The following is a 26007-nucleotide window of genomic DNA, read 5'->3' as shown; positions in this document are numbered from 1 at the left end:
GATGCCCGTGAACCCCCTCCAGGCCTACGTCTCGGCCTCGGTGAGCACCGCGAGCCCGCAGGCCCTGCTGCTCATGCTCTGCGACCGGATGGTCCTCGACGTCGAGCGCGCGGCCTTCGCCCTCGAGTCCTCCGACCTGCCCGCCACCCACCGGCACCTCGTGCACGCCCAGGCGATCGTCTCCGAGCTCGAGACCAGCCTGCGCCCCGAGGCGATGCCGGCCGGCGAGCAGCTCGCCGCGCTCTACCGCTACGTCAACACCCTGCTCATGCGCGCCAACGTCGCCAAGGACCCGGCGCTCGTCGCCGAGGCCCACGGCCTCGTCACCGGCATCGCCCGCACCTGGCACGACGCCGCCGCGGTCCTCGCCGGCGCCTCCCCGCTCGCCCTGGCGGCGACGGCGTGACCTGGGACGAGGTCCTCGACGACCTCGAGCACGAGCTGACGCTCGACCCCCTCGACCCCCGACGTGCGTCCGGCGGATGGCAGCCGCCGACGCACCTCGGGCCCCTTCCCGCGGCCCTGGCGCCGCGGGCCCGCGCCCTGCTCGACCGCCAGGTCGAGCAGGGCGCGTCCCTGCGTGCGGCCCTCGCCGACACCGGCACGGCCCGCCGGCAGGCGGGGCGGGAGCACGAGGCCGCCCGCCGGCTGCGGGCCGCGACGGCCACTCCCCCGGTGCCCGTGTACGTCGACGTCGTCGGCTGACCCACCGCGTCCCGTACGGCTCGACGTACGCCCGGTTCCTCCAGCTTTTCCCTCAGACCGGCCGACCCCCGACCGATCCACCCCCCGAGCACGGACTGCTCGTTCCTCCCGCCGACGGACCGGCACCCCACCCCTTCTTCCGCAGGAGTGCTGTCGTGTCCCTGGTCGTCTCCGACGCCGTCGGGCGGATCCTGTCCGCCGCCCTGGACGGCGTGACCATGAACCAGAACGCCATCGCGGACAACATCGCGAACGTCGACACCCCCCACTTCCGGGCCACGCACGTCGACTTCCAGTCCGCACTCTCGGCCGCCGTCGCCGACGGCAGCGCGGCCGACGGCCGGTTCACGGCCGCACCGCAGGTCGTCCCGACCGACACCCCGGTGGGGGCGGACGGCAACAACGTCGACCTGCGCACCGAGACGATGGCCGCCGCGCAGAGCCAGTACCAGTACCAGACGCTGACCCGCGCGATCAGCGACCGGTTCGCCCTGGTCCACGACGCCGTGAGCGGTGCGTGATGAGCGCCTTCGACATGCTCCGCATCGCCGGCACCGGCCTCGGCGTGCACCAGACCTGGCTCGACGCGCTGGCCGACAACATCGCCAACGCCAACACCGTCCGGCGCACGTCGCAGTCGGCGTACCAGGCCAAGATGGTCGAGGCGACCTCGCTCGCCAACGGCGGCGTCGGCGTCTCCGGCATCGCCGTCAGCTCGGCGCAGGGGCGCCTGGTCAACATGCCCGACAGCCCGCTGGCCGACGCGAACGGCAACGTGCGCCTGCCCGACATGGACATGGCCAGCCAGATGACCCAGCTCGTCATCGCGCAGCGGGGCTTCCAGGCCTCCGTGCAGGTGACCAAGAACGCGCAGGAGACCTACTCCTCCGCCCTGCAGATCGGACGCGGCGCATGAGCATCTCCCCGATCGGCGGTGTCGGCTTCACGCCGTACGTCCCGCCCGTGGTGGCCCCGACGGTCGCCGACCCCACGACGTCCGGTGCCGGTGGGGTGTCCGCGCCCTCCGGCTCGGGCTTCGGCCAGATGCTCGTCGACGGCATCGACCACCTCCAGCAGGTGCAGGGCACGAGCGACAAGCTGGCCGTCCAGGCCGCCACCGGTGACCTCACCGCGATCCACCAGTACACGATCGCCGCGACCGAGGCCTCGGTGACGACGCAGCTGACCGTCGCCATGCGCAACAAGGCCCTCGAGGCGTTCAACGAGATCATGCGGATGCCGGTCGGATGACCGCCCTCAAGGACTCCGTGCAGCGGGCCGTGCGGCGGTACGCCGACGTCTTCCGCGCCTTCACGCCGGGTCAGAAGGTCACCGCGATCCTCGGGACCGCGGCCCTGCTCTTCGGCGCCGTGCTCCTCTACGGCTGGGTCTCGGCCCCGCAGTACGCCCCGCTCTTCACGAACATGTCCCCCAAGGACGCCTCGGCGGTCGTCGCCAAGCTCGACGCCCAGGGCACGAAGTACCAGATCAGCGGGGGTGGCGGCACGATCCTCGTCCCGCAGGACGAGGTCTACAAGGACCGCATCGCCCTCAGCGGCGACGGCCTGCCGTCGGGCGCCGACGGCGGCTACTCGCTCCTGGACAACCAGAGCCTGTCGACCTCCGACTTCCAGCAGCAGGTCACCTACAAGCGGGCCATGGAGGGCGAGCTGTCCAAGACGCTCGGCGCGATGGACGGCGTCAGCGCCGCCGTCGTGCACCTGGCCCTGCCGAGCAAGCAGGTCTTCTCCGACACCCAGGACCCGACCACCGCGTCGGTGCTGCTCGACGTCAAGCCCGGCGTCACCCTCGACGACACGCAGGTCCAGGCCGTCGTGCACCTCGTCGCCTCGAGCATCGACGGTCTCGACCCGGCCAAGGTCACCGTGGCGGACCAGGCGGGCCACCTGCTCTCCTCCCCCACCGACGCCGGCGCCGGCGGGCTGGCCGCCGCGACCCGCGACAAGCAGACGACCGCCTTCGAGGCCGCGCAGACGCAGCGGATCCAGGCGATCCTCGACCGCGTCGTCGGCCCGGGCAACGGGACCGTCCAGGTGAGCGCCGACCTCAACTACGACCAGGCGACCTCGTCCTCGACGACGTACAAGAAGGCCGACCCGAACGGGCTCTCGACCTCGCAGACGACGACGAGCGAGGACTACAAGGGCGCCGGCGGCACCGGGGCCGGCTCCTCCGGCGCCGGCATCGTCGGCCCCGACGGCCAGCTGCAGACCGGCTCGGTCGGCACGACGGGCACCTCGAGCGGCCAGTCGACCTACTCCAAGAAGTCCGCGACCTCCGACCAGGCGCTCGACACGACGGTGACCAACACCGTCGTCGCCCCGGGCACCGTCAAGTCGCTGCACGTCGGGATCGTCCTGGACCAGAGGAAGGTCGGCTCCGTCGACGTCAACGCGCTGCAGCAGTCGATCGCCTCGGCCGTCGGCTACGACACCAAGCGCGGCGACACGATGAGCCTGGCCCAGCTGCCCTTCGACCGCAGCTCCGAGAAGGCCGCCGCGGCCGAGCTCGCCGCCCAGACCGCCGCCGACCAGCAGGCCCAGCTCATGGGCTACGTCAAGACCGGCTTGCCGGTGCTCCTGCTCGCGGTCCTGCTCCTCGTCGGCTGGCTGCGCGCCCGCAAGCGCGCCAAGGCCCGCGAGGAGGCCACCGAGTACGTCGTCGGCCAGCTGCGCGAGGAGGCCGCCCTGCGGGCCGCCATGGCGCGCGACCTCGCCGACGCCGCCCCCGCCCGGGACCGGGGCGTCGACGAGGACGAGGCGCTGCGGCGTGAGCTCGAGTCGCTCGTCGAAGGCCAGCCCGAGGACGTCGCCTCGCTCCTGCGCGGCTGGCTCGTGGAGCGTCCCTCGTGAACGCCCTCGCCCCCGTGCTGAGCAGCGGCGTGCACAAGGCCGCCGTCCTGCTCGTCCAGCTCGGCAAGGAGAAGGCCGCCGGCATCCTCAGCCACCTCGGCGAGGCCGAGGTCGAAGCCATCTCCGCGGAGATCGCCCGGCTGCAGGTCATCGACTCCGGTGAGAGCACCGCAGTCATGTCCGAGTTCCGCGACCTCATGACGGCTCGCGCCCACGTCGCCCAGGGCGGCATCGACGTCGCCCAGCAGCTGCTGCGCGAGTCCTTCGGCGAGGAGCGGGCCGCCGAGATCACCGAGCGGCTCAAGCACGCCTCGGCCCGCAAGCCGTTCGCGCTCGTCGCCGCCATCGAGCCGGCCCAGCTCCTGTCGTTCATCGTCGACGAGCACCCGCAGGTCGTCGCCCTCGTCATCGCCCACCTGTCGCCCGACCGCGCGGCGACCCTGCTCTCCGGCCTGCCCCCGGACCGCCAGGCCCAGGTGGCGCACCGGATCGCGGTCATGGACCGCACGACCCCGGAGACGGTCCGGATGGTCGAGTCGATCCTCGAGCGCAAGCTCTCCGCCGTCCTGCAGCCGACCGAGCTGTCCCGCGTCGGCGGCCTGGACCCGCTCGTGACGATCATCAACCGCGCCGACCGCTCGACCGAGCGCCAGATCGTCGAGGGCCTCGAGTCCCTGGACGCCCACCTGGCCGAGCAGGTGCGCAGCCGGATGTTCATGTTCGAGGACGTCGTCACGCTCGAGGACCGCTCGGTGCAGCTCGTGCTGCGCCAGGTCGAGGCGGGCAACCTCGCCATGGCGCTCAAGGGCGTCAGCGACGCGGTGCGCGACAAGATCACCAAGAACCTCTCGGAGCGGGCCGCGATGGACCTGCTCGACGAGGTCGAGCTGCTGGGCGCCGTGCGCCTCACCCAGGTCGAGGAGGCCCAGCAGGCCGTCATCCGGGTCATCCGCGAGCTCGAGGCCCAGGGCCAGCTGCTCATCCGCCGAGGGAGCGACGATGACTTCATCACCTGAGACCCGCCCGGCCACCCTCGTGCGGGGGGCCAGCGCCGAGCGGCTGCGCACACCGGACCTGCGCACCAGCCTGTGGACCCGGCTCGGGGACGACGAGGTGCGCGGCGACGCCACCACCGAGTCCGTCCTCGACGGCCTCGCCGAGCGCACCCGCGACGCCGCCCGCTCGCAGGGCTTCTCGATCGGCTGGTCGCAGGGCCGCCGGGCCGCGGCGGAGGACGCCGAGCGCGTCCGCGCCGTCGCCGCGGCCCAGCTGGCCCACGCCGAGGAGCAGCGCCGCCTCGAGCACGCGGCGGCCCTCGCCGCCCTGCACGAGGCCGCCGCCCGGCTCGAGCGGGCCACCGCCGGCGCCACCGCCGCCGTCCACGAGCAGGCCAGCGAGCTCGCCCTCGCCCTCACCGAGGAGCTCGTCGGGCACGCCCTGCGCACCGAGACCACCGAGGACGTCGTACGGCGGGCCGCGGGGCTCGTCAGGGGCGACGGGCGCGGGACGGCGCGGCTGCGGCTGCACCCCGACGTCGCGGCGACCCTGAGCGCCGACGACCTGCCCGGCGTCACCGTCGTCGGCGACCCGACGCTCCCCCGCTCCGGCGCGGTCGCCGAGCTCGACGACGCGCTGGTGCGCTTCGACGCCGACGCCGCCCTGGGCCGGCTGCGGGAGGTCCTGCGATGACCGTCCTCACCGCCACCCTCGCCGACCGCGCCTTCGCGGCCGTCCGACCGCGGCCGTCCGGTCGCGTGACCGAGCTGCGCGGGCTGCAGCTCGGCGTGCGCGGCCTCGAGGCCGCCGTCGGCGACCTCCTCGAGGTCGACGCCACCCCGACCGTCCTCGCCGAGGTCGTCGCCAGCACGCCGCAGGGGCTCATCTGCCTGCCCCTCGGCTCCACGACGGGTCTGCGCGCCGGCGCCGCGGTGCACGCCGCCGGCGGCCCCCTGCGGATCCGCGTCGGCGACGCCCTGCGCGGTCGCGTCCTCGACGGCCTCGGCCGCCCGGTCGACGGCGGCCCGTCGCTCGACGCGCTCGACCTCGTCACCGTCGACCACCCCGCCCCGGACGCCCTCTCCCGCCCGCGCATCGACACCCAGGTGGGTCTCGGCGTGCGCGCCCTGGACGCCCTGACCCCGGTGGGTCGCGGCCAGCGCGTCGGCATCATGGCCGGCTCGGGCGTCGGCAAGTCGAGCCTCCTGTCGATGGTCGCGCGGCACACCGACGCCCAGATCAGCGTCATCGCCCTGGTGGGCGAGCGCGGGCGCGAGGTCCGCGAGTTCATCGAGCAGGACCTCGGCCCGCAGGGCCTCGCCCGCTCGGTCGTCGTCGTCGCGACCTCGGACGCGCCTCCGGTGGAGCGGCTACGGGCGGCGTTCGTCGCCACCCGCATCGCCGAGTGGTTCCGCGACACCGGCAAGGACGTCGTGCTGATGATGGACAGCCTCACCCGCGTGGCGATGGCGCAGCGCGAGATCGGCCTCGCCGCGGGCGAGCCCCCGGCCACCCGCGGCTACCCGCCGAGCGTCTTCGCGCTGCTGCCGGGGCTGCTCGAGCGCGCCGGCACCAACGTCCACGGCAGCATCACCGGCCTCTACACCGTCCTCGTCGAGGGCGACGACCTGCAGGACCCGGTCGGCGACACCGCCCGCTCCATCCTCGACGGGCACGTCGTCCTCTCGCGGCGGCTCGCCACCTCCGGCCACTACCCCGCCGTCGACGTCCTCGAGTCGGTCTCCCGCGTGGCCGGCGCCGTGACGACGCCGCAGCAGCGCGCCGACGCCCAGCGCGTGCGCCAGCTGCTGGCGGCCCACCGCGAGGTCCGCGAGCTGGTCGAGATCGGCGCCTACGTCGCCGGCGCGGACGCCGACGCCGACACCGCCCTCGCGCTGCTGCCGCAGCTCAACGGCTTCCTGCGCCAGCCCATGGACGAGGCCGACTCCGTCGCCGCGACCTGGGCCCGTCTGCACGACCTGGCGGCGTCGTGAGCACCCGGTCCGACCGCGGTCTGGCCGCCGTCGCCCGCGTGCGGTCGCTGCGCGAGCGCGACAGCCTCCTCGGGCTGCTCGACGCCGACGCGCGCCGCCGCGCCGAGCAGGACGTCCTCGACGGCCTCGAGGGGCGCCTCTCCGGCGCCGGCGCCCCCCGGGGGGCGCAGCCGACCGCCGACTTCCTCGCCGAGCGCCGCGGTCTGCTCGCCCTGGGCGAGGCGGCCATCGCCTCCGCGCGGCGGCTCGAGGGCGCCGGCGCGGTCGCCGCCGCCGCCCGCGGCCGATGGCAGCTCGACCGCACCCGCCTCGAGGCCATCTCGCTGCTCCAGGAGCGGCGGGTCGAGCGCGAGCGCGAGGAGCGTCGGCACCGCGAGGACGGCGAGACCGACGAGGTCGCCGGCCGGCTGTGGCTGCGCGGGGCCACGCAGGCCCGGATCCAGGAGCAGCTGTCATGAGCCTCGACGACGTCACCGCCCGCATGGCCCAGATCCAGGGGCAGCTGTCGGGTCTGTCCACGGTGACCCCGACCGCCGCCGCGACGGCGGCCGGCGGCGCCGCGTTCGGCCAGGCGCTCGGCGCCGCCGCGCTGGCCGACGCCGGCGCCGACTCCTCGTCGACCGCGGTGTCCGTCGACGCCTCGGCCGGCACCACCGGGCGCGCCTCCGGGGCGGCCGACGCCGGGACGACCTCGTCCGCCGGCTCCGTGGGCCCGACCGGCGATTCCGTCGTCGCGGACGCCCGTCGCTACCTCGGCGTGCCCTACGTGTGGGGCGGCACCGACCCGAAGACCGGTCTCGACTGCTCCGGGCTCGTCCAGCGGGTCTTCCACGACCTCGGCGTCACGCTCCCGCGCGTCGCGGCCGACCAGGCCCGGGAGGGCACCCACGTCGCCGGCGGGCTCGCCCAGGCGAAGCCCGGTGACCTGCTGACCTTCGGCTCCCCCGCGCACCACATCGGCATCTACGTCGGCGACGGCAAGATGCTCGAGGCCCCGCGGCCCGGCCTGTCGGTGCGGATCGCGCCGGTCACCCCGGCCCCGACGGACATCCGCCGGGTCCTGCCCGCCGGCACCGGCGCCCTCCCGACCGGTGCGGGGGCGGTCACCGGGATCGCCGCCGCCGGCGCGACGACGTACCGGCCCCTGTTCGCCGCCGCCGGACGCACGTACGGCGTCAGCCCCGCCCTGCTCGAGGCGGTCGCCAAGCAGGAGTCCGGCTTCGACCCCTCCGCCGTCAGCCCCGTCGGGGCCCGCGGGCTCATGCAGCTCATGCCGACCACCGCCCGCGGCCTCGGCGTGAGCGACCCCATGGACCCCGCGCAGGCCGTCGACGGTGCCGCGCGGATGCTGCGCGGCCTGCTCGACCGGTTCGGCGGACGCACCGACCTGGCCCTCGCCGCGTACAACGCCGGTCCGGGCGCCGTGGCCCGGTACGGCGGCGTGCCCCCCTACGCCGAGACCCAGCAGTACGTCCACCGCATCCTCGCCGACCTCGGGAGTGCCGCATGACCGCGCCCCTGCCCGGCTACGCCGGCCGCCCCACCAGCACCGACCCGGTCGCCGCCCTCGAGGCCGCCGGAGGCTCCCGGCCGTCCGGCCGGCCCTCCGGGGGCGCGCGCGCCGACGACGGCCCCTCGTTCGGCGAGCTCGTCCGGCAGCGCCTCGACGACTCCGCCGGCCCGGCCCGCCGCGACCCCCGCGACCCCCGCGACGGCGGCGCCGCCCCGACCGGTCGCCCGGCCGGTCGCCGGGTACCCGACCCGCGCCCCACCCTCGACCCCCGGGCCCGTGACCTGGTGCGGGGCCGGACGGCGGGCGACGACCCGGCCGGCCCGACCGACGCGAGCGCGCCCACGACCCCCGACCCGGCCGCAGACGGCACGCCCACCCCCGTGGACCCGGCCGCGACCCCCGCCACGACCCCCGTCGCGACGCCCGTCGTCCCGCCCACCCTCCTGCCGACGTCCCTGGCCGTGGCGGTCGCCGGCCTCGCCGTCCCGGTCGCCGCGCAGGCCACCCCGGCGAGCGGCACACCGGCGAGTCCGACCGCCGACGCGGCCCCCCCGTCCTCGGTCCCGGCCGCCTTCCGCGCCGCGGGTCCCGTCCCCGGCGCTCCCGGCGCGACCGCCGGACCCGTCGTCCCGGGCTCGGGGGTCGCCCCCTCCGCCGGCACCGCCACCCCGGCCGGGGCTCGCCCGGTGCCGACCGCCGGACCGGCCGGCGGTCCTGCCGCCGCCCCGGGCGCTGCGGACGCCTCCCCGGCGCCGGCCACCCCCGCCCGGACCGCGCCCGTGCCGGTGCGCGCCGACCGGACCGCGCAGCCTGCCGGCCCCTCCGCCGCGCCGGCCCCCACCGCGCCGTCGACCCCGTCGACCACGGCGGCCCCGGCGCCCGCTCCGGTCACGGCTGCCGCGTCGGCCACGACGCCCACCGCCACGCCCGGCACCACGCCCGGCACCACGCCCGGCACCACGCCCGGCACCTCGCCCGGCACCGCGGCCACCGCGGCCCCCGCGACTGCGACGCCGAGCCGGCCCACCGGCACGTCCCCCGCCGCGACGACGCCGGCGGACCCCTCGTCCGCCCCGGCCGGTCCGTCCACCCCGGTGACCGACGCCACTCCGGGCGCCGTCCCGGCGACCCCCGGTCACCCGGCCCCCGGCCGGACCCACGGCGCCGACGCCGCCGTCGCGTCGGTGCTCACCGCGGGCACCGGCCCGACCGGCACCGCCACCCCCGGCTCCACCGACCCGGAGCCCGACCGCGCCTCGACGTCCCCGGCCACCGGCGACGCCACCACGGCCACCACGGCCACGACGCCGGTGACCGACCCGACGCCCGCCCCGGCCGGCCTCGTGAACCCGACGGCAGCGCCGGTGGCGACCGGCTCTCCCGTGGCGGCGGACGTCGACGCGGCCCGCCAGGCGGTCCGCGCGCAGGTGCTCCCCGAGGTGGCCCGCCTCGTCCCCTCCGGCGACGGCGTCCAGCGCGTCGTGCTCCAGCTCAACCCGCGCGCGCTCGGCGACGTCCGGGTCGTCCTGACCATGCGCCGCGGCGAGCTGACCGTGCGCCTGGCCGCCGGCGAGCAGGCCCGCGCGGCGCTGCTCGACTCCTCCGCCGACCTGCAGCGCCTGCTCGAGCAGGGTGGGGCCCGCTCCGTCGTCCTCGACGTGCGCGACCCGCAGGGCACCTCGTCGGGCTCGCCGCAGCAGCGCCAGGACCAGACGGCTCAGTCCTGGACCGCGGCTGCCGATCACCCGGACAGCCGCGCCGGCTCCGCGCCGCGCCAGGACACCACCGACCACCACGGCCCACGGACGGGCAGTGGTCACCCCGCCACGGACGGCACCACCAGGACGTCGGGCGACGTCGTACGACCTCGCCCCCGTCCCGCCGTCCCGGTCCTCCAGGGCCTGGACCTGACCCTGTAGAAGGACGCCCATGACCGTCAACGCCGTGGTCCCCAGCACCACCGGCATCTTCGGCTCCCCCGTCGGGAGCACCGGTGACGCGTCGACCCCGACCACCGGCACGTCCGGGGGGATGGGAGACAAGGACACCTTCCTCCAGCTCCTCGTCGCGCAGCTGCGCTACCAGGACCCGAGCAACCCGACCGACTCCAGCCAGCTCATGGCCCAGTCGGCCCAGTTCACCTCGCTGGAGAAGATGCAGGCCGTCGCCGACCAGACCAAGTCGCTGCTCACGGCGTCGGTCGCCTTCGGTGCCAGCAGCCTCATCGGCCGCACGGTCGCCTGGACCGACCCCCAGGGCGTCACCGGGACCGGTGTCGTCGGTGGTGTCCAGTTCACCAGCGACGGCCCGACCCTGACGATCGGCGACAAGACCGTCCCGATGAGCGAGGTCACCTCGGTCACGCCGACGGCGGCCGCCGCGGCCCCGACCGCGGGCTCCACCGCCGGTGCGACGTCCGGCTCCACCCCCGCCTGAGCTCCCCCTCCCCACGCACTCTCCCCACGAAAAGGACCCTCCTGACATGCTTCGCTCCCTGTTCGCCGGCATCAGCGGCCTGCGCGTCAACCAGACCGCCCTCGACGTCACCGGCAACAACATCGCCAACGCCAGCACGGTCGGCTTCAAGTCGAGCGGCTTCGTCTTCCAGGACACGCTGAGCCAGATGCTCACCGCCGGGTCGTCGGCCTCCACCGCCAGCGGCGGCACCAACGCCGTCCAGATCGGCCTCGGCGTCCAGCTGGCCGCGACCAACGGCAACTTCACCCAGGGCTCGGCCCAGACCACCGGCCGCGGCACCGACCTCATCATCATGGGCGACGGCATGTTCGTCACCCGCAAGGGCACCGAGGACCTCTACACCCGGGCCGGCTCGTTCAACTTCGACAACACCGGCACCCTGGTCAACCCGGCCGGGCAGCGGGTGCAGGGCTACGCGCTGGACGCCACCGGCAACCCGACCGGCGGCCTCATCGACGTCACGCTGAGCACCGCGAACGCCCAGCCGGCCGTCCCCGCGGGCGTGAGCATGACGTCGTACGCCTTCGGTCCGGACGGGACGCTGAGCGGCACGTTCTCCGACGGGCAGACCCGCAGCCTGTGCCGGGTGGCGATGGCGAACTTCGTCAACCCGATGGGTCTCGAGCGCGCCAGCGACACCTCGTTCCGCGCCACCGCGAACTCGGGCACGCCGACGCTCGGCACCGCCGGCATCGGCGGGATGGGCAAGATGGCGGCCGGCGAGGTCGAGATGTCGAACGTCGACCTCGCGGCCGAGTTCACCAACCTCATCATCGCCCAGCGCGGGTTCGAGGCCAGCTCGAAGGTCATCACGACCTCCGACCAGATCCTCGACGACCTGGTCAACATCAAGCGCTGACCCCGGTCCGCACGGTCCGCCCGACGACAGGTCGTCCGTGGCAACCACTCAGATCCCGGCCGTCCCGGCCGATCGACCAGGTGGAGGCCACGGACGGCCTTCGTCGTTCCAGCACTAGGAAGGTGCGCCGATGATCAGCCTGACCCGGTTGACGGGCTCCCAGTTCGTGCTCAACTCCGACCTCATCGAGCGCATCGACAGCACGCCGGACACGGTGGTGACCCTCGTCGACGGCAAGAAGTACGTCGTCGTGGAGTCCGCCGAGGAGATCGTCGAGGCCGTCCGCCGCCACCACGGGGGCATCCTCTCGCTCAGCGCCCGCCTGGCCGACTCCGACACCGAGACGGCGAGCGTGCCCACGGGCCGCCGCCTCACCGCGGTCTCGACGCACCCCGGGGAGCGCTGATGGACCCGGCGACCATCATCGGGATCGTCGTCGCCTTCGGCGCGATCATCGGCGTCAACGTCATGGAGGGCGGCAACCCCGCGGCCCTCATCGTGCCGCCGGCCCTCGTCCTCATCTTCGTCACCACCCCCCTGGTGGCGATCGCGGGCGGCACGCTCGCCGACGCCAAGACCGCCGGCTCCTCGCTGGCGCGCGCCTTCACCGGCAAGGTCAAGCCGGCGGGCGACCTCGTCCCCGTCATGGTCGGCCTCGCCGAGCGGGCCCGCAAGGAGGGCCTGCTGGCCCTGCAGGACCAGGTCGGCAGCATCGACGACGAGTTCCTCAAGGCCGGGATCACGATGGCCATCGACGGCACCGACCCGGAGGAGCTGCGCGACATCCTCGAGTCGCAGGTGTACTCGAAGCAGCAGGCCGACAAGCAGGCCGCCAAGTTCTTCGCCGACATGGGCGCCTACGCCCCGACGATCGGCATCATCGGCACGGTCATGGGCCTGGTCCACGTGCTGGAGAACCTCTCCACCCCGGACAAGCTCGGCCACCTCATCGCCGGCGCGTTCATCGCCACCCTGTGGGGCGTCATGTCCGCCAACGTCATCTTCCTGCCCCTGGGCAACCGGCTCAAGCGGCTCGGCCAGCTCGAGGCCGAGCGCATGGAGCTGACCATCGAAGGCATCAGCGCCATCCAGGCCGGGTCGAACCCGCGGGCCGTCGCGCAGAAGCTGCGCGCGCTGCTCGGCCCCGGTGAGCAGGCGGAGGCGGCCTGATGTCGCGCCGCCACGCCGAGCACGAGGAGCACGAGAACCACGAACGGTGGCTCGTGACCTACGCCGACATGGTCACCCTGCTCATGGTGCTCTTCATCGTCATGTTCGCCATGAGCACGGTCGACCAGAAGAAGTTCAACGCCCTCAAGTCCGGCCTCGCGGCCGGGTTCGGCCAGTCGACGAGCGTGCTCGACGGCTCGAGCTCGATCCTCGAGGAGCCGGGGACGTCGGTGGCGGCCCCCATCGCGCCGAACCAGGCCGTGCAGGACCTGCCGCCGGGTGACCAGAAGATCGTCCAGGACACCGTCGCCAAGACCCAGCAGCTGGCCGCCCAGCGCAACCAGGCCACCGCGGACGCCGAGAAGGCGAACCTCGACGCGACCTGGGCCAAGGTGGCCGCCGCGCTCAAGGCGCACAACCTCCAGGACGACGTCCAGGCCACGGTGGGCCCGCGCGGGCTGACGATCAGCCTCGTCTCGCGGCACATCGTCTTCGAGAACGACGTCGCGACCCTCACCCCCCGCGGGATGGAGGTCCTCGACACCCTCGCCCCGGTCCTGTCCTCGCTGCCGAACTCGCTCGCGGTCGAGGGCCACACCAACCAGGTGGCCGTGGCCCCCCGCTACTTCCCCACCGACTGGGAGCTGTCCGCCGCCCGCGCCGTCTACGTGCTGCGCGTGCTCAACGAGCGGTTCGGCATCCCCAACGAGCGGATGACGGCCAGCGCGTTCGGCCACACCCGCCCGCTCGAGCCGCCGTCGCAGGCCGGCTCGCAGGACGTCAACAAGCGCGTCGACATCGTCGTCGAGACGACCCTGCCCCAGGAGAGCGCCTCGCTCATCGGGGCGGCCTCGCTCGGCACGGCCGGCAACCCCACGCCGGCCACCAGGACCACCACCACCCACACCACCGCCGGAGGGAGCGCGGGATGAGCGTCTCGACCATCGACAAGAAGGGCGCCAAGGGCGCCAAGGCCGACGAGGAGGCCGCCGCGGGCGGCGGGAAGAAGAAGCTGATCATCATCATCGCCGTGGCGGTGCTGCTCGTCGCCGGCGGCGGCTACTTCTTCCTCGGCCGCTCCAGCGGCGCCCCCGCCGCGGCTCCCAAGGACGAGCCCGGGGCCGTCGTCGCCCTCGACGCGATCCAGATCAACCTCTCCGGCGAGCACTACCTGCGCATCTCGGTCGCCCTCCAGATGACCAAGACCGCCGAGGCCGAGGTCGACGGCAGCAAGGCCCAGGACGCGGTCATCTCGACGTTCAGCGGCAAGCCCATCGCCCAGGTCGACGACCCGACGTCGCGCGCCAAGCTGAAGGCGCAGCTGCTGGAGAAGATCCGCGAGCTGTACGAGAAGAAGGTGATGGCTCTCTACTTCACCCAGTTCGTCACCCAGTGACGAGGGCGCCCGGGGGCCACGACCCCCGGGCGCCGACCGGGTGCCGCAGGCGTATCGCCCGCGGTCTTCACGCACGCCCGTACGGCGTCGCCGGCAAACCTCTCAGGTCCGCGTGACGGGGGACGATCCCTGGACACGTGACACCCTCCCCTGCCGGCGGTACCGCGTCGCGGCGACGACCCGATGCGACGGGTCTGCGCCCCGTCGAGCGGGCCGTGCCGTACGACTTCCGTCGTCCGATCCAGCTCTCGCGCGAGCAGTCCCGGCTGCTCCAGCTCGGCTTCGACGAGCTGGCCCGCCAGTCGACGACGCTCTTCACCTCCGCGCTGCGCTCGGTGTGCTCCGTGACCCTCGTCTCGGTCGACCAGCGCAGCTACGCCGAGTACATCGCCTCGCTCGACCCGCTGACCTACCTGACGATGTTCACGGCCGAGCCGATCCCCGGCCGGTGCATGCTCGACCTGCCCATCGGGGCGGCGATGTCGTGCGTCGACCACCTCCTCGGCGGGCCCGGGTCGGGTGACCAGCCCCAGCGGCCCCTCACCGACATCGAGGCCGGCGTCACCGGCGCCTTCGTCGGGCGCCTGCTCGGCGAGCTGCGCTACTGCCTCGACGGCATCCTCACCGAGGACCCCGTCATCGTCGGCACCGAGGACAGCCCGCAGTTCGCGCAGGTCGCCGGAGCCTCCGACACGATGCTCGTGGCCACCTTCGACCTGCACCTGGACGACACCTCGCACCGGGTGACGCTGACCATGCCGTTCAGCGGCCTGGTCCCCCACCTGGCCCGCGCCGTCGCCCCCGCCCCGCTCTCCGAGCGCGAGCGCTCCCAGCGGGCCCGCTCGGCCGACCTCATGTCGCGCACCTTCCACGACGTGCCCGTCGAGGTCGCCGTCCGGCTGCGGCCCACCCGCGTCGCCCCCGAGACCTTCGTCGGTCTCGCGGTCGGCGACGTCATCCGGCTGGCCCACCCGGCCGCCGCCCCCCTCGACGTCTGCGCCGACGGCGCAGCCTTCGCGCACGCCACCGCGGGCAGCCGCGGCCCCCGACTCGCCGCCCTCATCGTGGGCACCTCCGAGGAGAACCGATGACCGTCACGACCACCGACCCGTTCGCCACCAGCACCGAGGCGGCCGACGACCTGTTCCGACGCGCCCTCGGCCCGGCCGTGGCCGCCGCGCAGGTGCTGCCGACGCCCTCGCCGCTCACCGCCGGCACCCCCCAGGACGGCAGCGCGCTCGCCGGCCTCACCGCCGTCCTGCCGGGCGCCGCCGTGGCCATGGTCACCGGCCGCCCCGGCGGCCTGGCCGTGCTCGTGCGCTCCGACCTCGTCTCCGCCCTCGCGGCCGGGGCCCCCGGCCTCGACCTCGGCGCCGCGGCCCAGCCCGCCCTCGACGCCGCCGCGGCCTCGCTGGGACTGGCCGCCGAGCGCGCCGACGCCGTCGACACGGCCCAGCTGCCCTCCGTCATCGACGGCCCGCTCGTCGTCGTCCCGCTCGAGGGCGCGGACGGGGTCGGCGCGGCCGTCGTCGTCAGCGCCTACCTGCTGGCCCGCACCCCCGGCTCGGACGGCGCCACCTCCTCGCCCTTCACCCCCGACGCCACCTTCCAGCCCCGGCCCGGCGCCGGTGGCCTGCCCGGCGGCGTCAACCGCGGGCTGGAGATGCTGCACGGCGTCGACATGGAGCTCACCGTCGAGCTCGGCCGCACCCGGATGACCGTCCGCGAGCTGCTCGCGCTGGCCCCCGGTGACGTGCTCGAGCTGGACCGGGCCGCCGGTAGCCCCGCCGACCTGCTGGTCAACGGGCGCCTCATCGCCCGCGGCGAGGTCGTCGTCGTCGACGAGGACTTCGGGCTGCGGGTCACCGAGATCCTCGACGGCACCGCGGGCTGAGGCGGCGGTCATGGTCGAGCTCGTCATCCGGCTGGTCTTCTCGCTGGCCGTCGTCGTCGGTCTGCTGGTCGTCCTCTCCCGGCTCGCCGGGCGCCGGATGGGCGGGCGCCGTCGCGGCGCCGCGCTCCGCGTCGTCCACCGCCAGGCCCTCGGGCGCTCCAGCGGCGTCGCCGTCGTCGTGGTCGGCGGACGCACCCTCGTGCTCGGCACCACCGAGCAGCAGGTCACCCTGCTGGCGGAGCTGACCGAGCAGGAGGCCGTCGAGCTCGACGCCCCCGCCACCGACACCGTGGCCCCCCTCGCCCTCCCGGGCCTCGGCGGGCTGCCGACCATGCCCTGGTCGCGCCGCCGCGCGCCCCGGCAGGACGACGAGGTCGACGGCCTCGACGGCCTCGAGGGGTACGACGACCTCGAGGACCTCGAGGGGTACGACGACCTCGCCGGCCTCGGCCTGCCCGCCCCGGCGAGCACCCCCGTCGGCGCTCCGGTGGCCGCTCCCGTGGCCGTCCCTGTGGCCGCCCCCGTGGCCGCCCCCGTGGCCGCCCCCGTCGCGACGCCGACCGCGACCCCGCAGGACGCCGTCGCGCTGCTCGCGCTCACCGAGCTCGGCCGCCCCGACGTGCTCGACCTGCGCTCCCCCGCCACCCCCGCAGCTGTTCCGGCGCCGGCCCCGACGACCGCGCACCACCCGGAGCTGCCGGCCGCCCTCGCCGCCGCGCTCGCCGTCGGCCCCGCCACGGGGTCCGCCGCGGGGCCCGCCCCGGCGCCGACCCGCGACGCGGCCGCCGCCGCGGCCGCCGTGCTCGCGACCGCCCGCGCCCGCGCCGCCCAGCGCGCGGCGACCCCCGCGGTCGCCACCCCGACCCCCTCGACCACGCCGAGCACCGCGTCGCCCGCCGACCCGGTCCTCGTGCCGCGCACCCGGGCCGAGGCCCGCGCCCTGCGCGAGTACCAGGAGCGCGAGCTGCGCCGCGCCCGTCGGCGCGGGCGGGGGCGCCGTACGGCCGCCGAGCCCGTCGCCCGCTCCCCCCGGCCCACCCGCCCGGCCCGGCCGGTCCCCGCGGCCCGTCCCGCCCTCGCGGCCCGGTCGTCCACCGGCTGGCCCGGTCGGCCGGTGACCGCCACCGCGGGCGCCACCCCGGGACGCCGTACGGGCCCCGACGCCGCGTTCGAGCGCGAGCTGCACTCCGCGCTGGCCGGGTCGCTGCTGGCCCCGCAGACCTGGCGGGACGCCGCGCACGCCGTGACCGGACGGGCCCGGTGAGGGCCGCTCGACGGGCCGGTGCCGTCCTCGGTCTCGCCCTCGCGGCGACCCTGCTGTCCCTGCCGGCCACGGCGGGCAGCGCCGCTGCCGACACGCCGACCCCCGTGACGACGAGCACCGTCGCGCCCGGCACCACGACGACCACGGGCGGGACGAGCGGGACCGGCGCCACGAGCGGCGCGGCCCCCTCGGCCACCCCGATCGCCCCCGCCGTCACCCCCGCGGTCACCCCCGCCGTGACCCCCGGGTCGGCGGCGAACCCCGCCGCCGGTCCTCAGGGGCCGGCCGGGCCGCAGGGCGCGACCAACCCGAACACCGTCGACGTCCAGCTGGGCGGGCTCACCGACAAGCCGAGCACCTCGGTCACGGCGATCCTCGCCGTCACCCTGCTCTCGGTGCTGCCGGCGCTGCTGCTGACCTGCACGAGCTTCACCAAGATCCTCGTCGTCCTCGGACTCACCCGGAACGCGCTCGGGCTGCAGCAGACGCCGCCGAACCAGGTGCTCGTCGGGCTCGCGCTCTTCCTCAGCCTGTTCATCATGGGGCCGGTCCTCAGCCAGATGAACGACAGCGGCCTGCAGCCCTACCTCAACGGCAGCAAGACGACGTCGCAGGCGCTCAGCGACGGCGGCAAGCCGCTGCACGACTTCATGATCAAGCACACCGACGACGACGAGCTGCTGCTGCTGACCAACGTCGCCAAGCGCCCGATGCCGAAGAACAAGGCCGACGTCGACTTCACGACGCTCGTGCCGGCCTTCGTCCTCACCGAGCTCAAGCAGGCGTTCGTCATCGGCTTCGTGATCTTCGTGCCGTTCCTGGTCATCGACATCGTCGTCAGCGGGGCGCTCATGGCGCTCGGCATGATGATGATGCCGCCGGCGATGGTGTCGCTGCCGTTCAAGCTGCTGCTGTTCGTCCTCGTCAACGGCTGGGGTCTGGTCATCACCTCCCTCGTCGCGAGCTACCAGTAGGGCCGCCGTGACCGACGCCTCGATCATCGACATCGCGACCATGACCATGCAGGTCGCGCTCAAGCTGTCCGCGCCGATCCTCGCGACCGCCCTCGTCATCGGGTTCGCGATCTCGGTCTTCCAGTCGATGACGCAGATCCAGGAGGTCACCCTCTCCTTCGTGCCCAAGGTCATCGGGGTCGGCGTCGCGCTGCTCGTCTGCGGCAACTGGATGCTGCACACGATGATCACCTTCACGCAGGAGCTCTACGCCAAGATCCCGGGGATGCTGGGCTGAGCCCGGCGGAGCACCGATGACCATCGCGATCGCGGGGGACGCCCTCGTCGGGTACCTGCTGGCCTCGGCCCGCATCCTGGCGTGGCTGCTCGTCGTCCCGCCCTTCTCCAGCAAGGCCCTGCCCGGCACGGCCAAGGTCGTCCTCGCCGTCGGCCTCGCCGTCGCCGTCGCGCCGGCCAGCAAGGTGGCGGTGCCGACCGACGCGGTCGGGCTGGCCGTCGTCGCCGGTGAGCAGGTGCTCGTCGGCGGGATGCTCGGCTTCGTCACCTACCTCGTCTTCGCCGCCGTCTCCGCCGCCGGCAGCCTGGTCGACGTCTTCGGCGGGTTCTCGCTCGCCCAGGCCTTCGACCCCATGTCGGTCAACCAGAACTCGGTCTTCGGCACCTTCCACCAGTTCCTCGCCACCGCGCTGCTGTTCACGACCAAGACGCACCTGCTCGTCATCGGCGGGCTGCTCGAGACCTTCCGGGTGCTCCCCGTCGGGCAGATGCCCGCCATGCCCCACAGCGCGAACGTCCTCACCACCGGCGCCACGCTGATGTTCCTCTCGGCGGTCCAGATCGCGCTGCCGATGGTCGCGGTCCTCGTCCTCGCCGACCTCGGCCTCGCTCTGATGACCAAGGTCGCGCCCCAGCTCAACGCGATGAACGTCATGTTCCCGGCCAAGATCGGCCTCGTCCTGCTCATCCTCGGGATGTCCTTCCCCGTCCTGCCGGGCGTCGTCTCCCGGCTCGGCGGGCTCGCCACCCAGGCCATGGCCGCGGTCGTCGGGGCGGGCTGAGCCGTGTCCGGGGAGAAGACCGAGAAGCCGACCGCCAAGCGCCGCAAGGAGGCGCGCAAGAAGGGCCAGATCGCCCGCACGCCCGACCTCGGCGGCTGGGGCATCCTCCTCGCGGTCGGTCTCGTGCTCCCGGCCCTGGTCTCGCACGAGATGGACGTCGTCAAGGAGCTGATGACGACCGCGCTGAGCTTCCCGGCCGTGGCCGCCCACGCCGGCCTGCCCGGCGCCGGCGTCGTCCTGCGCCGGGCGGCCGAGCAGGCCTTCCTCGCCGTCGTTGTTCTCGGCGCCGGCGTCATGGTCGTCGGCGTCGGCGCCTCGATCGCCCAGGGCGGTTTCGTCGTCTCCCCCTCGCTGCTCAAGCCGAGCGCCGCCAAGCTCAACCCGCTCAAGGGCGCCAAGCGGCTCTTCGGCCCGCAGACCCTGTGGGAGGGCGCCAAGACGCTGCTCAAGGCGTCCGTCGTCGGTCTCGTCGTGTACGCCGCCATCAAGGCCCTCATCCCGCTCGTCGGCGGCCTCATGCCGATCCCCCACGTGCTCGACGAGCTGACCTCCGCGGCCGTGTCGATGCTGCGCAACGTCGCCTTCGCGGGCTTCGTCCTCGCCTTCGCCGACTACGCCGTCGCCCGGCGCCGGGTGGGCAAGCAGGTGCGGATGACCAAGGAGGAGGTCAAGCAGGAGTACAAGCAGGCCGAGGGCGACCCGCAGCTCAAGGGCGCCATCCGCTCCCGGCAGCTGGCGATGGCCCGCAACCGGATGATGGCCGACGTGCCGACCGCCGACGTCGTCCTCGTCAACCCCACGCACGTCGCCGTCGCGCTGCGCTACCGCTCCGACGAGGGCGCGCCCAAGGTCGTCGCCCGCGGCGCCGGCGCCGTCGCCGCCGCGATCCGGGCCAAGGCCACCGAGGCCGGCGTCCCGCTCGTGCGCGACGTCCCCCTCGCCCGGGCGCTCTACACCTCGACGCGGGTCGGCATGAGCATCCCGCCGGAGCTGTTCTCCGCGGTCGCCACCGTGCTCGCCTTCGTCATCACCCGCAAGTCGCGCGGGATGCGCGGCGGCTCGGTCTCCTCCCCCCGCCGCGACGAGGAGCTGCCCGCGGTCCTGCCGGCGGGGCGCCGTACGGGCCGGGGGCGAAAGCGCTCAGGCCCACGGCTGCCGGGCCGATCAGCAGCCTGACGCCAGGACGGCGGACCCCACGGCCAGGAGGGCCGGCTCCACCTCGTGCCGAGAGGCATCCCCCCTGTGAACCGTCTGACGCAGCTCGCCGTCCCCGTCGGGATCGTCGGGGTCATCATCATGCTGGTGGTCCCGCTGCCGGCCGTGGTGCTCGACCTGCTCATCGCCACCAACATCACCGTCGCGCTGCTCGTGCTGCTGACGACGATGTTCGTGCACAAGCCGGTGGACTTCTCCTCGTTCCCGGCGCTGGTCCTCGTCCTCACGCTCTTCCGGCTGGCGCTCAACGTCAGCGCGACTCGCCTGGTGCTGCTGGACGGCTACGCCGGCAAGGTCATCGACACCTTCGGCCACTTCGTCGTCGGCGGCTCGCTCATCGTCGGGCTCATCGTCTTCGCGATCCTGCTGGTCATCCAGTTCGTCGTCATCACCAACGGTGCCGGCCGCGTCGCCGAGGTCGGCGCGCGGTTCACCCTCGACGCGATGCCCGGCAAGCAGATGGCCATCGACGCCGACCTCAACAGCGGGCTCATCGACGAGGACGAGGCCCGCCGGCGCCGCGCCGAGGTGCACGCCGAGGCCGACTTCTACGGCTCGATGGACGGCTCGAGCAAGTTCGTCAAGGGTGACGCCATCGCGGCGATCATCATCACCGTCGTCAACCTCATCGGCGGCTTCGGCGTCGGTGTCATGCAGAAGGGGATGTCGTTCTCCGAGGCGGTGAGCACCTACAGCCTGCTGTCGGTCGGTGACGGCCTGGTCTCCCAGGTGCCGGCGCTGCTGCTGTCGGTCGCCACCGGCCTCATCGTCACCCGGGCCACCGGGGCCAACGACATGGGCTCGGACATCCTGCGCCAGATGGGCGCCCGCAAGCTGCCGCTGCGGGTCGCCGGCGGCGCGGCCCTGGCCCTGTGCCTCATCCCCGACCTGCCCAAGCTGCCGTTCATGATCGCCGGCGGGCTGATGATCCTCGCCTCCACCCGGGCGCAGGGCGACGACGCCGAGGCGGTCGCCGCGGGCGCGGCCGAGGCGGGCGCCGCCCCCGCCGCGCCGAGCGAGGCTCCGGAGGACCTGGCCCAGGAGGCGCAGGTCGACCCGCTCGGCCTCGACCTCTCCCCCGACATCATCGACCTCGTCGACCCCAGCGCCGGCGGCGACCTGCTCCAGCGGGTCAAGGCGCTGCGGCGCAAGATCGCGGGCGAGATCGGCATCGTCATCCCGCCGATGCGCACCCGCGACGACATCGCCCTGCCGATGAGCACGTACGTCGTCAAGCTGTTCGGGGTCGAGGTCGCCCGCGGCCAGGCGCCGCGCGGCCACGTCCTCGCCATCGGCGACAACCTGGCCACGATGCCGGGCACGCCGACCCGCGAGCCGGTCTTCGGCCTCGACGGCAAGTGGGTGCCGGCCGAGCTGCGCACCCAGGCCGAGCTCGGCGGCGCCACCGTCGTCGACCGCACCTCGGTCATCACGACGCACATTTCCGACGTCGTCACCCGGCACGCCGCCCAGCTGCTCGGCCGCGAGGACGTCAAGCTGCTCACCGACGTCGTCAAGCGCAGCCACCCGGTCGTCGTCGACGAGCTGGTCCCCGGGCAGCTCAGCCTCGGCGAGCTCCAGCGGGTCCTGCAGACGCTGCTCGACGAGAGCGTGCCGATCCGCGACCTGGTCCGGATCTTCGAGGCCGTCTCGCTGCGCGCGCAGACCTCCAAGGACCTCGACGGGCTCGTCGAGAGCGCCCGCGCCGCCCTGGCGCCCGCCATCGTCGCGCAGTCGGCGACCAACGGGACGCTGCACGTCATCACCTTCGACCCGCGCCTGGAGCAGCACCTGCTCGAGACGATGCGCCCGGGCGAGCTGGGCTCGGTCCTCGGCCTCGACCCCGACCTCGGCCAGTCCGTCCTCACCCAGCTCGGGCACCTGCAGCACTCGGCCGAGGAGGACGCCTTCCACCCCGTGCTCGTCTGCGCGCCGCAGGTGCGGGCCGCCGTACGGCGCCTCCTGCGCCCCAGCCTGCCGACGCTGCCGGTGCTCTCCTACTCGGAGCTGGCCGGCTGCTCGCAGATCCGGGCCCTCGGCACGGTCGTCCCGCCGACCATGGCCGTGCCCTCGTGAGCCCGGCCTCCGCCCCCGTCCTGCTGCCCACCGCGCTGCTCAGCGCCCCGACCCTGCTCGAGGCGTGGCAGGGCACGATGGGCTGGGACGAGGCGATGAAGCGGGTCGTCGTCGTCCTCCTCGTCTGCTGGGTCGCCGTGTCGCTCGTGCGCACCTGGGCCTTCCCGGCCGCGCTGCCGCCCGGCGCCGCCGCCCGCGCCGAGGCGGAGGCCGACGAGCTCGGGGTGGACGCGCCCGTCGAGTGAGCGGGGCTCGGGGCCCCGTCGGGCTGGGATAGCCTCGACCGCCGTGAGCCCCGCCCCCTCCTCGCCGGTGACCCTGCGGCCGATCGACGCCGCGACGCACCAGGCCTTCGTCGAGGCCCACTCGGGCAGCTTCCTGCAGACCCCCGCGTGGGGCCGGCTGAAGAACGACTGGCGCGCCGAGTCGCTCGGCTGGTTCGACGGGTCCGGCGCGGACGCGCCGCTGCTGGCCGCCGGGCTCGTCCTCTACCGGCCCGTGCCGAGGGTGAACCGCTCGCTGGCCTACCTGCCCGAGGGGCCGGTGCTCGCGGGCGGGTGGGACGCGCCGTACGCCCTCGACGTGCTGCGCACCCTGCGCGACCACGCGTTGGCGCAGGGCGCCTTCACCCTGCGCATCGGGCCGACCGCGGTCGTGCGCCGCTGGCACGCCGCGACGATCAAGGACGCCATCGCCGACGAGCAGGTGCGCTCGCTCACGCAGGTGCCCGCCGACGTCACCGACGAGACCGGGGTGCGGCTGCGCACCCTGCTGACCCGGCTCGGCTTCGAGCACCTCGCCGCCGACGAGGGCTTCGCCGCCGGGCAGCCGCAGTTCGTCTTCCAGCTGCCGCTCGAGGGCAAGGACGAGGCCGCCGTCCTCGCCGGGATGAACCAGCTGTGGCGGCGCAACGTCAAGAAGGCGGCCAAGGCCGGCGTCGAGGTGACCCGCGGGACCGCCGCCGACCTGCCCGCCTTCCACACCGTCTACACCGAGACCGCGGCCCGCGACCACTTCGTGCCCCGCCCGCTGTCGTACTTCCAGCGCATGGTCGAGGTGATGACGGCCGAGGACGAGGACCGGATCCGCCTCTACCTCGCCCACCACGAGGGGCACCTCGTCGCCGCGACGACGTGGGTCCGGGTCGGCCGGCACACCTGGTACTCGTACGGCGCCTCGACCTCCGACCGGCGCGAGGTCCAGGGCTCGACCGCCGTCCAGTGGCGGATGGTGCAGGACGCCCTGGCCGCCGGCGCCGCGGTCTACGACCTGCGCGGGATCACCGACACCATCGCCTCCGACGACCCGCACCTCGGCCTGATCCGCTTCAAGGTCGGCACCGGCGGCGAGGCCGTCGAGTACGCCGGCGAGTGGGACCTGCCGCTGCGACCGCTGTGGCACAAGGCGTTCGGGCTCTACATGGCGCGCAGGGGCTGACGTGAGCGTCGTCCTGCGGGTCGACGGCGCGCGCTGGCGCGAGCACCTGCGCCGCACCGTCGAGGCCAACCCTGGGCTCGTCCCCGTCGTCAAGGGCAACGGCTACGGCTTCGGCCTGCCCGTACTGCTCGCCGAGTCGGCGCGGCTCAACGGCGAGCGGCTGGTGCGCCAGATCGCCGTCGGCACCTACGCCGAGGCGCCGACGGCGCTGGCCGCGCACCCGGGTGACGTGCTCGTCCTCGAGCCCTACCGGGCCGCCGTGCCCCCGGTGCCCGGCGGACCCGGGCTCGCCGTCGGGGACCCCGCGCTCATCCACTCGGTCACCGGTCTCGACGACGCCCTGCACCTGGCCGGCCGGGCGGGTCGGGCCCGGGTCGTCGTCGAGGGACTGACCTCGATGAACCGCTTCGGGGCGCCGTACGGCGTCGTGCCGGGGCTGCTCGCCGATCTCGCCGACCGGGGCCTCGCCGTCGAGGGGGTCACCCTGCACCTGCCGCTCGGCACCGGGCACCTCGAGGAGGTGAGCCGCTGGGTGGCGGGCGTCGACGGCGTGCGCACCTGGTACCTCTCGCACCTCAGCGCCTCCGAGCTGGCGACGCTGCGCACGCGCTTCCCCGACCGCGAGCTGCGGCCGCGGGTGGGGACGGCGATGTGGCTCGGCGACCCCGGCGCCCTGGCCGTGCGCGCCCACGTCCTCGACGTGCGGGCCGTCGCCAAGGGGGACCGGGCCGGGTATAGGCAGCGGACCCTCGGCGCCGGGCACCTGCTCGTCGTCAGCGGCGGGACGGCGCACGGCGTCGCGCTCGAGGCCCCCTCGGCCGCGGCGACGCTGCGCCAGCGCGCGATCACCGTCGCCGAGGGCGTGCTCGAGGCGGCGCACCGGGTGCGCTCGCCGTTCACCGTCGGCGGCCGCTCGACGTGGTTCGTCGAGCCGCCGCACATGCAGGTCAGCCTGCTCGCGCTGCCCGCCGGGGTGACGCCGCCGGCGGTCGGCGACGAGGTCGACGTGCGGGTGCGCAACACGACACTGCTCGCGGACGCGGTCGACATCACCTGACGCGGCGTCCCCCGCCCCGGCGGCCCGCCGCCACTATCGTGCTGACGTGTCCTTCAACGAGAACGTCCAGCTCGACACCTCGCAGGTGCAAGGTGGCGGCAGCGGCGGTGGGGGCGGCGGGTTCCCCGGCGGCATCCAGGTCGGCGGCGGCATCGGCGGGATCATCCTGCTCATCCTCGGTCTGGTCTTCGGCGGCAACGTCCTCGGCGGCAGCGGCACCAGCGACCCCGGCGTCGCGCAGCAGGGGCAGTCCAGCTCGCTCGACCCCTCGCAGGTCGGCGTCGGCGGCACCCAGAGCGGCGCCGGGTTCTCGCAGTGCCGCACCGGCGCGGACGCGAACCGCGACGACGACTGCCTCGTCATCGCGACGGTCAACAGCGTGCAGGCCTACTGGTCGCAGCAGCTGCCGCAGTACGGCCGGCAGTACCGCCCGGCCAAGACCGTCCTCTACTCGGGGCAGACCCGGTCGGCGTGCGGCACGGCGAGCAACCAGGTGGGTCCGTTCTACTGCCCGCTCGACGGGCTGGTCTACATCGACAGCAGCTTCTTCACCGAGCTGCAGCAGCGCTTCGGCTCGGACGGCGGTCAGCTGGCCAAGGAGTACGTCATCGCCCACGAGTACGGCCACCGGATCCAGGACATCCTCGGCATCCTCGGTCGGGCGCAGCAGGACCCGCAGGGCGCCGAGTCGGGCTCCGTCCGGCTCGAGCTCATGGCCGACTGCCTGGCCGGGACGTGGGTCAACCACGCGACCCAGACGACGGACGCACGGGGGACGACGTTCCTCAAGCCGCTGTCGCAGAACGACATCCGGTCAGCCCTGTCGGCCGCCTCCGCGGTCGGCGACGACCGGATCCAGAAGTCGGTCCAGGGGCGCGTCACCCCCGAGACCTGGACGCACGGGTCGAGCGCCGCGCGCCAGAAGTGGTTCCTCACCGGCTACCAGAGCGGCGACCTCAACCAGTGCGACACCTTCGCCGTCAGCAACGTCGAGTGACGTAGCGCGCAGCTCCCGCCCTTCCGTTCGGCACACCTTCGTCACGGTGCG

At 74.5% G+C, this 26007-nt stretch carries 30 protein-coding genes; all 30 read left to right on the top strand.

Annotated features, from left to right (window positions below; translation table 11 throughout):
- Position 1 precedes the first annotated feature (1 nt).
- Positions 2–406 carry a flagellar export chaperone FliS gene (fliS, locus tag FB458_RS16325; RefSeq protein ID WP_141849434.1) on the top strand — a complete coding sequence of 135 codons (405 nt, stop codon included), beginning with the start codon at positions 2–4 and terminating at the stop codon, positions 404–406.
- The gene (locus FB458_RS16320) at positions 403–705 is read left to right on the top strand and encodes a hypothetical protein (protein ID WP_141849433.1); all 303 of its coding nucleotides are present in this window, start codon (positions 403–405) and stop codon (positions 703–705) included. Before fliS ends, FB458_RS16320 begins: the two co-directional genes overlap by 4 nt.
- A gap of 155 nt (positions 706–860) precedes the next feature.
- The gene (flgB, locus tag FB458_RS16315; protein ID WP_141849432.1) at positions 861–1226 is read left to right on the top strand and encodes a flagellar basal body rod protein FlgB; all 366 of its coding nucleotides are present in this window, start codon (positions 861–863) and stop codon (positions 1224–1226) included.
- Positions 1226–1621, top strand: a complete 396-nt coding sequence (locus FB458_RS16310) for a flagellar basal body rod protein FlgC (protein ID WP_141849431.1) — start codon at positions 1226–1228, stop codon at positions 1619–1621. The genes flgB and FB458_RS16310 overlap by 1 nt, the downstream gene beginning before the upstream one ends.
- Positions 1618–1956, top strand: a complete 339-nt coding sequence (gene fliE, locus FB458_RS16305; RefSeq protein WP_141849430.1) for a flagellar hook-basal body complex protein FliE — start codon at positions 1618–1620, stop codon at positions 1954–1956. The genes FB458_RS16310 and fliE overlap by 4 nt, the downstream gene beginning before the upstream one ends.
- Positions 1953–3578, top strand: coding sequence for a flagellar basal-body MS-ring/collar protein FliF (gene fliF, locus FB458_RS16300; RefSeq protein ID WP_141849429.1), 1626 nt, complete (start codon positions 1953–1955; stop codon positions 3576–3578). Before fliE ends, fliF begins: the two co-directional genes overlap by 4 nt.
- Positions 3575–4594 carry a flagellar motor switch protein FliG gene (fliG, locus tag FB458_RS16295; RefSeq protein ID WP_141849428.1) on the top strand — a complete coding sequence of 340 codons (1020 nt, stop codon included), beginning with the start codon at positions 3575–3577 and terminating at the stop codon, positions 4592–4594. The genes fliF and fliG overlap by 4 nt, the downstream gene beginning before the upstream one ends.
- On the top strand, positions 4578–5267 hold the full coding sequence (locus tag FB458_RS16290; RefSeq protein WP_141849427.1) for a FliH/SctL family protein: 690 nt from the start codon (positions 4578–4580) through the stop codon (positions 5265–5267). Before fliG ends, FB458_RS16290 begins: the two co-directional genes overlap by 17 nt.
- Positions 5264–6568, top strand: a complete 1305-nt coding sequence (locus FB458_RS16285) for a FliI/YscN family ATPase (protein WP_141849426.1) — start codon at positions 5264–5266, stop codon at positions 6566–6568. Before FB458_RS16290 ends, FB458_RS16285 begins: the two co-directional genes overlap by 4 nt.
- Positions 6565–7026 carry a flagellar FliJ family protein gene (locus tag FB458_RS16280; protein WP_170185708.1) on the top strand — a complete coding sequence of 154 codons (462 nt, stop codon included), beginning with the start codon at positions 6565–6567 and terminating at the stop codon, positions 7024–7026. The genes FB458_RS16285 and FB458_RS16280 overlap by 4 nt, the downstream gene beginning before the upstream one ends.
- Positions 7023–8078, top strand: a complete 1056-nt coding sequence (locus tag FB458_RS16275; protein WP_141849425.1) for a transglycosylase SLT domain-containing protein — start codon at positions 7023–7025, stop codon at positions 8076–8078. The genes FB458_RS16280 and FB458_RS16275 overlap by 4 nt, the downstream gene beginning before the upstream one ends.
- Positions 8075–10000 carry a flagellar hook-length control protein FliK gene (locus tag FB458_RS16270; RefSeq protein ID WP_141849424.1) on the top strand — a complete coding sequence of 642 codons (1926 nt, stop codon included), beginning with the start codon at positions 8075–8077 and terminating at the stop codon, positions 9998–10000. The genes FB458_RS16275 and FB458_RS16270 overlap by 4 nt, the downstream gene beginning before the upstream one ends.
- A gap of 10 nt (positions 10001–10010) precedes the next feature.
- The gene (locus tag FB458_RS16265; RefSeq protein WP_141849423.1) at positions 10011–10517 is read left to right on the top strand and encodes a flagellar hook assembly protein FlgD; all 507 of its coding nucleotides are present in this window, start codon (positions 10011–10013) and stop codon (positions 10515–10517) included.
- Between the two features lie 46 nt (positions 10518–10563).
- On the top strand, positions 10564–11418 hold the full coding sequence (locus FB458_RS16260) for a flagellar hook-basal body complex protein (protein WP_141849422.1): 855 nt from the start codon (positions 10564–10566) through the stop codon (positions 11416–11418).
- Between the two features lie 130 nt (positions 11419–11548).
- The gene (locus FB458_RS16255; protein ID WP_141849421.1) at positions 11549–11824 is read left to right on the top strand and encodes a flagellar FlbD family protein; all 276 of its coding nucleotides are present in this window, start codon (positions 11549–11551) and stop codon (positions 11822–11824) included.
- The gene (locus tag FB458_RS16250) at positions 11824–12588 is read left to right on the top strand and encodes a motility protein A (protein WP_141849420.1); all 765 of its coding nucleotides are present in this window, start codon (positions 11824–11826) and stop codon (positions 12586–12588) included. The genes FB458_RS16255 and FB458_RS16250 overlap by 1 nt, the downstream gene beginning before the upstream one ends.
- The gene (locus FB458_RS16245; protein ID WP_141849419.1) at positions 12588–13520 is read left to right on the top strand and encodes an OmpA/MotB family protein; all 933 of its coding nucleotides are present in this window, start codon (positions 12588–12590) and stop codon (positions 13518–13520) included. Before FB458_RS16250 ends, FB458_RS16245 begins: the two co-directional genes overlap by 1 nt.
- Positions 13517–13984, top strand: a complete 468-nt coding sequence (locus tag FB458_RS16240) for a flagellar basal body-associated FliL family protein (protein ID WP_141849418.1) — start codon at positions 13517–13519, stop codon at positions 13982–13984. Before FB458_RS16245 ends, FB458_RS16240 begins: the two co-directional genes overlap by 4 nt.
- Positions 13985–14199: 215 nt before the next feature.
- The gene (locus tag FB458_RS16235) at positions 14200–15075 is read left to right on the top strand and encodes a flagellar motor switch protein FliM (protein ID WP_211356069.1); all 876 of its coding nucleotides are present in this window, start codon (positions 14200–14202) and stop codon (positions 15073–15075) included.
- The gene (gene fliN / locus FB458_RS16230) at positions 15072–15878 is read left to right on the top strand and encodes a flagellar motor switch protein FliN (RefSeq protein ID WP_141849416.1); all 807 of its coding nucleotides are present in this window, start codon (positions 15072–15074) and stop codon (positions 15876–15878) included. Before FB458_RS16235 ends, fliN begins: the two co-directional genes overlap by 4 nt.
- A gap of 10 nt (positions 15879–15888) precedes the next feature.
- Positions 15889–17142 carry a flagellar biosynthetic protein FliO gene (locus tag FB458_RS16225; RefSeq protein WP_141849415.1) on the top strand — a complete coding sequence of 418 codons (1254 nt, stop codon included), beginning with the start codon at positions 15889–15891 and terminating at the stop codon, positions 17140–17142.
- Entirely contained in the window at positions 17139–18116 is a 978-nt protein-coding gene (fliP, locus tag FB458_RS16220; protein WP_246061285.1) for a flagellar type III secretion system pore protein FliP, read from the top strand. Before FB458_RS16225 ends, fliP begins: the two co-directional genes overlap by 4 nt.
- 7 nt (positions 18117–18123) lie before the next feature.
- Entirely contained in the window at positions 18124–18393 is a 270-nt protein-coding gene (gene fliQ / locus FB458_RS16215) for a flagellar biosynthesis protein FliQ (protein ID WP_141849414.1), read from the top strand.
- A gap of 16 nt (positions 18394–18409) precedes the next feature.
- On the top strand, positions 18410–19174 hold the full coding sequence (locus FB458_RS16210; protein WP_141849413.1) for a flagellar biosynthetic protein FliR: 765 nt from the start codon (positions 18410–18412) through the stop codon (positions 19172–19174).
- Between the two features lie 3 nt (positions 19175–19177).
- Positions 19178–20350: an EscU/YscU/HrcU family type III secretion system export apparatus switch protein gene (locus FB458_RS16205; protein ID WP_141849412.1), complete on the top strand. Its 1173-nt coding sequence runs from the start codon at positions 19178–19180 to the stop codon at positions 20348–20350.
- A 66-nt stretch (positions 20351–20416) separates the two neighbouring features.
- Complete coding sequence (gene flhA / locus FB458_RS16200) at positions 20417–22465, top strand: flagellar biosynthesis protein FlhA (protein WP_141849411.1); 2049 nt, start codon at positions 20417–20419, stop codon at positions 22463–22465.
- Complete coding sequence (locus FB458_RS16195) at positions 22462–22710, top strand: hypothetical protein (RefSeq protein WP_141849410.1); 249 nt, start codon at positions 22462–22464, stop codon at positions 22708–22710. Before flhA ends, FB458_RS16195 begins: the two co-directional genes overlap by 4 nt.
- Before the next feature lie 43 nt (positions 22711–22753).
- The gene (locus FB458_RS16190; RefSeq protein WP_141849409.1) at positions 22754–23902 is read left to right on the top strand and encodes a lipid II:glycine glycyltransferase FemX; all 1149 of its coding nucleotides are present in this window, start codon (positions 22754–22756) and stop codon (positions 23900–23902) included.
- Position 23903: 1 nt separating this feature from the next.
- Positions 23904–24959 (top strand): alanine racemase, encoded by a 1056-nt coding sequence (locus FB458_RS16185; RefSeq protein WP_141849408.1) that lies wholly within the window; start codon positions 23904–23906, stop codon positions 24957–24959.
- Positions 24960–25005: 46 nt separating this feature from the next.
- Positions 25006–25956, top strand: coding sequence for a KPN_02809 family neutral zinc metallopeptidase (gene ypfJ, locus FB458_RS16180; protein WP_141849407.1), 951 nt, complete (start codon positions 25006–25008; stop codon positions 25954–25956).
- Positions 25957–26007: the final 51 nt, after the last annotated feature.

Origin of the sequence: Lapillicoccus jejuensis, from assembly GCF_006715055.1 — a bacterium.
Classification (GTDB): Bacteria; Actinomycetota; Actinomycetes; order Actinomycetales; family Dermatophilaceae; genus Lapillicoccus; species Lapillicoccus jejuensis.
Note: the sequence above shows the minus strand (reverse complement) of the source record. Positions and strands in the feature narration are given on the sequence as shown.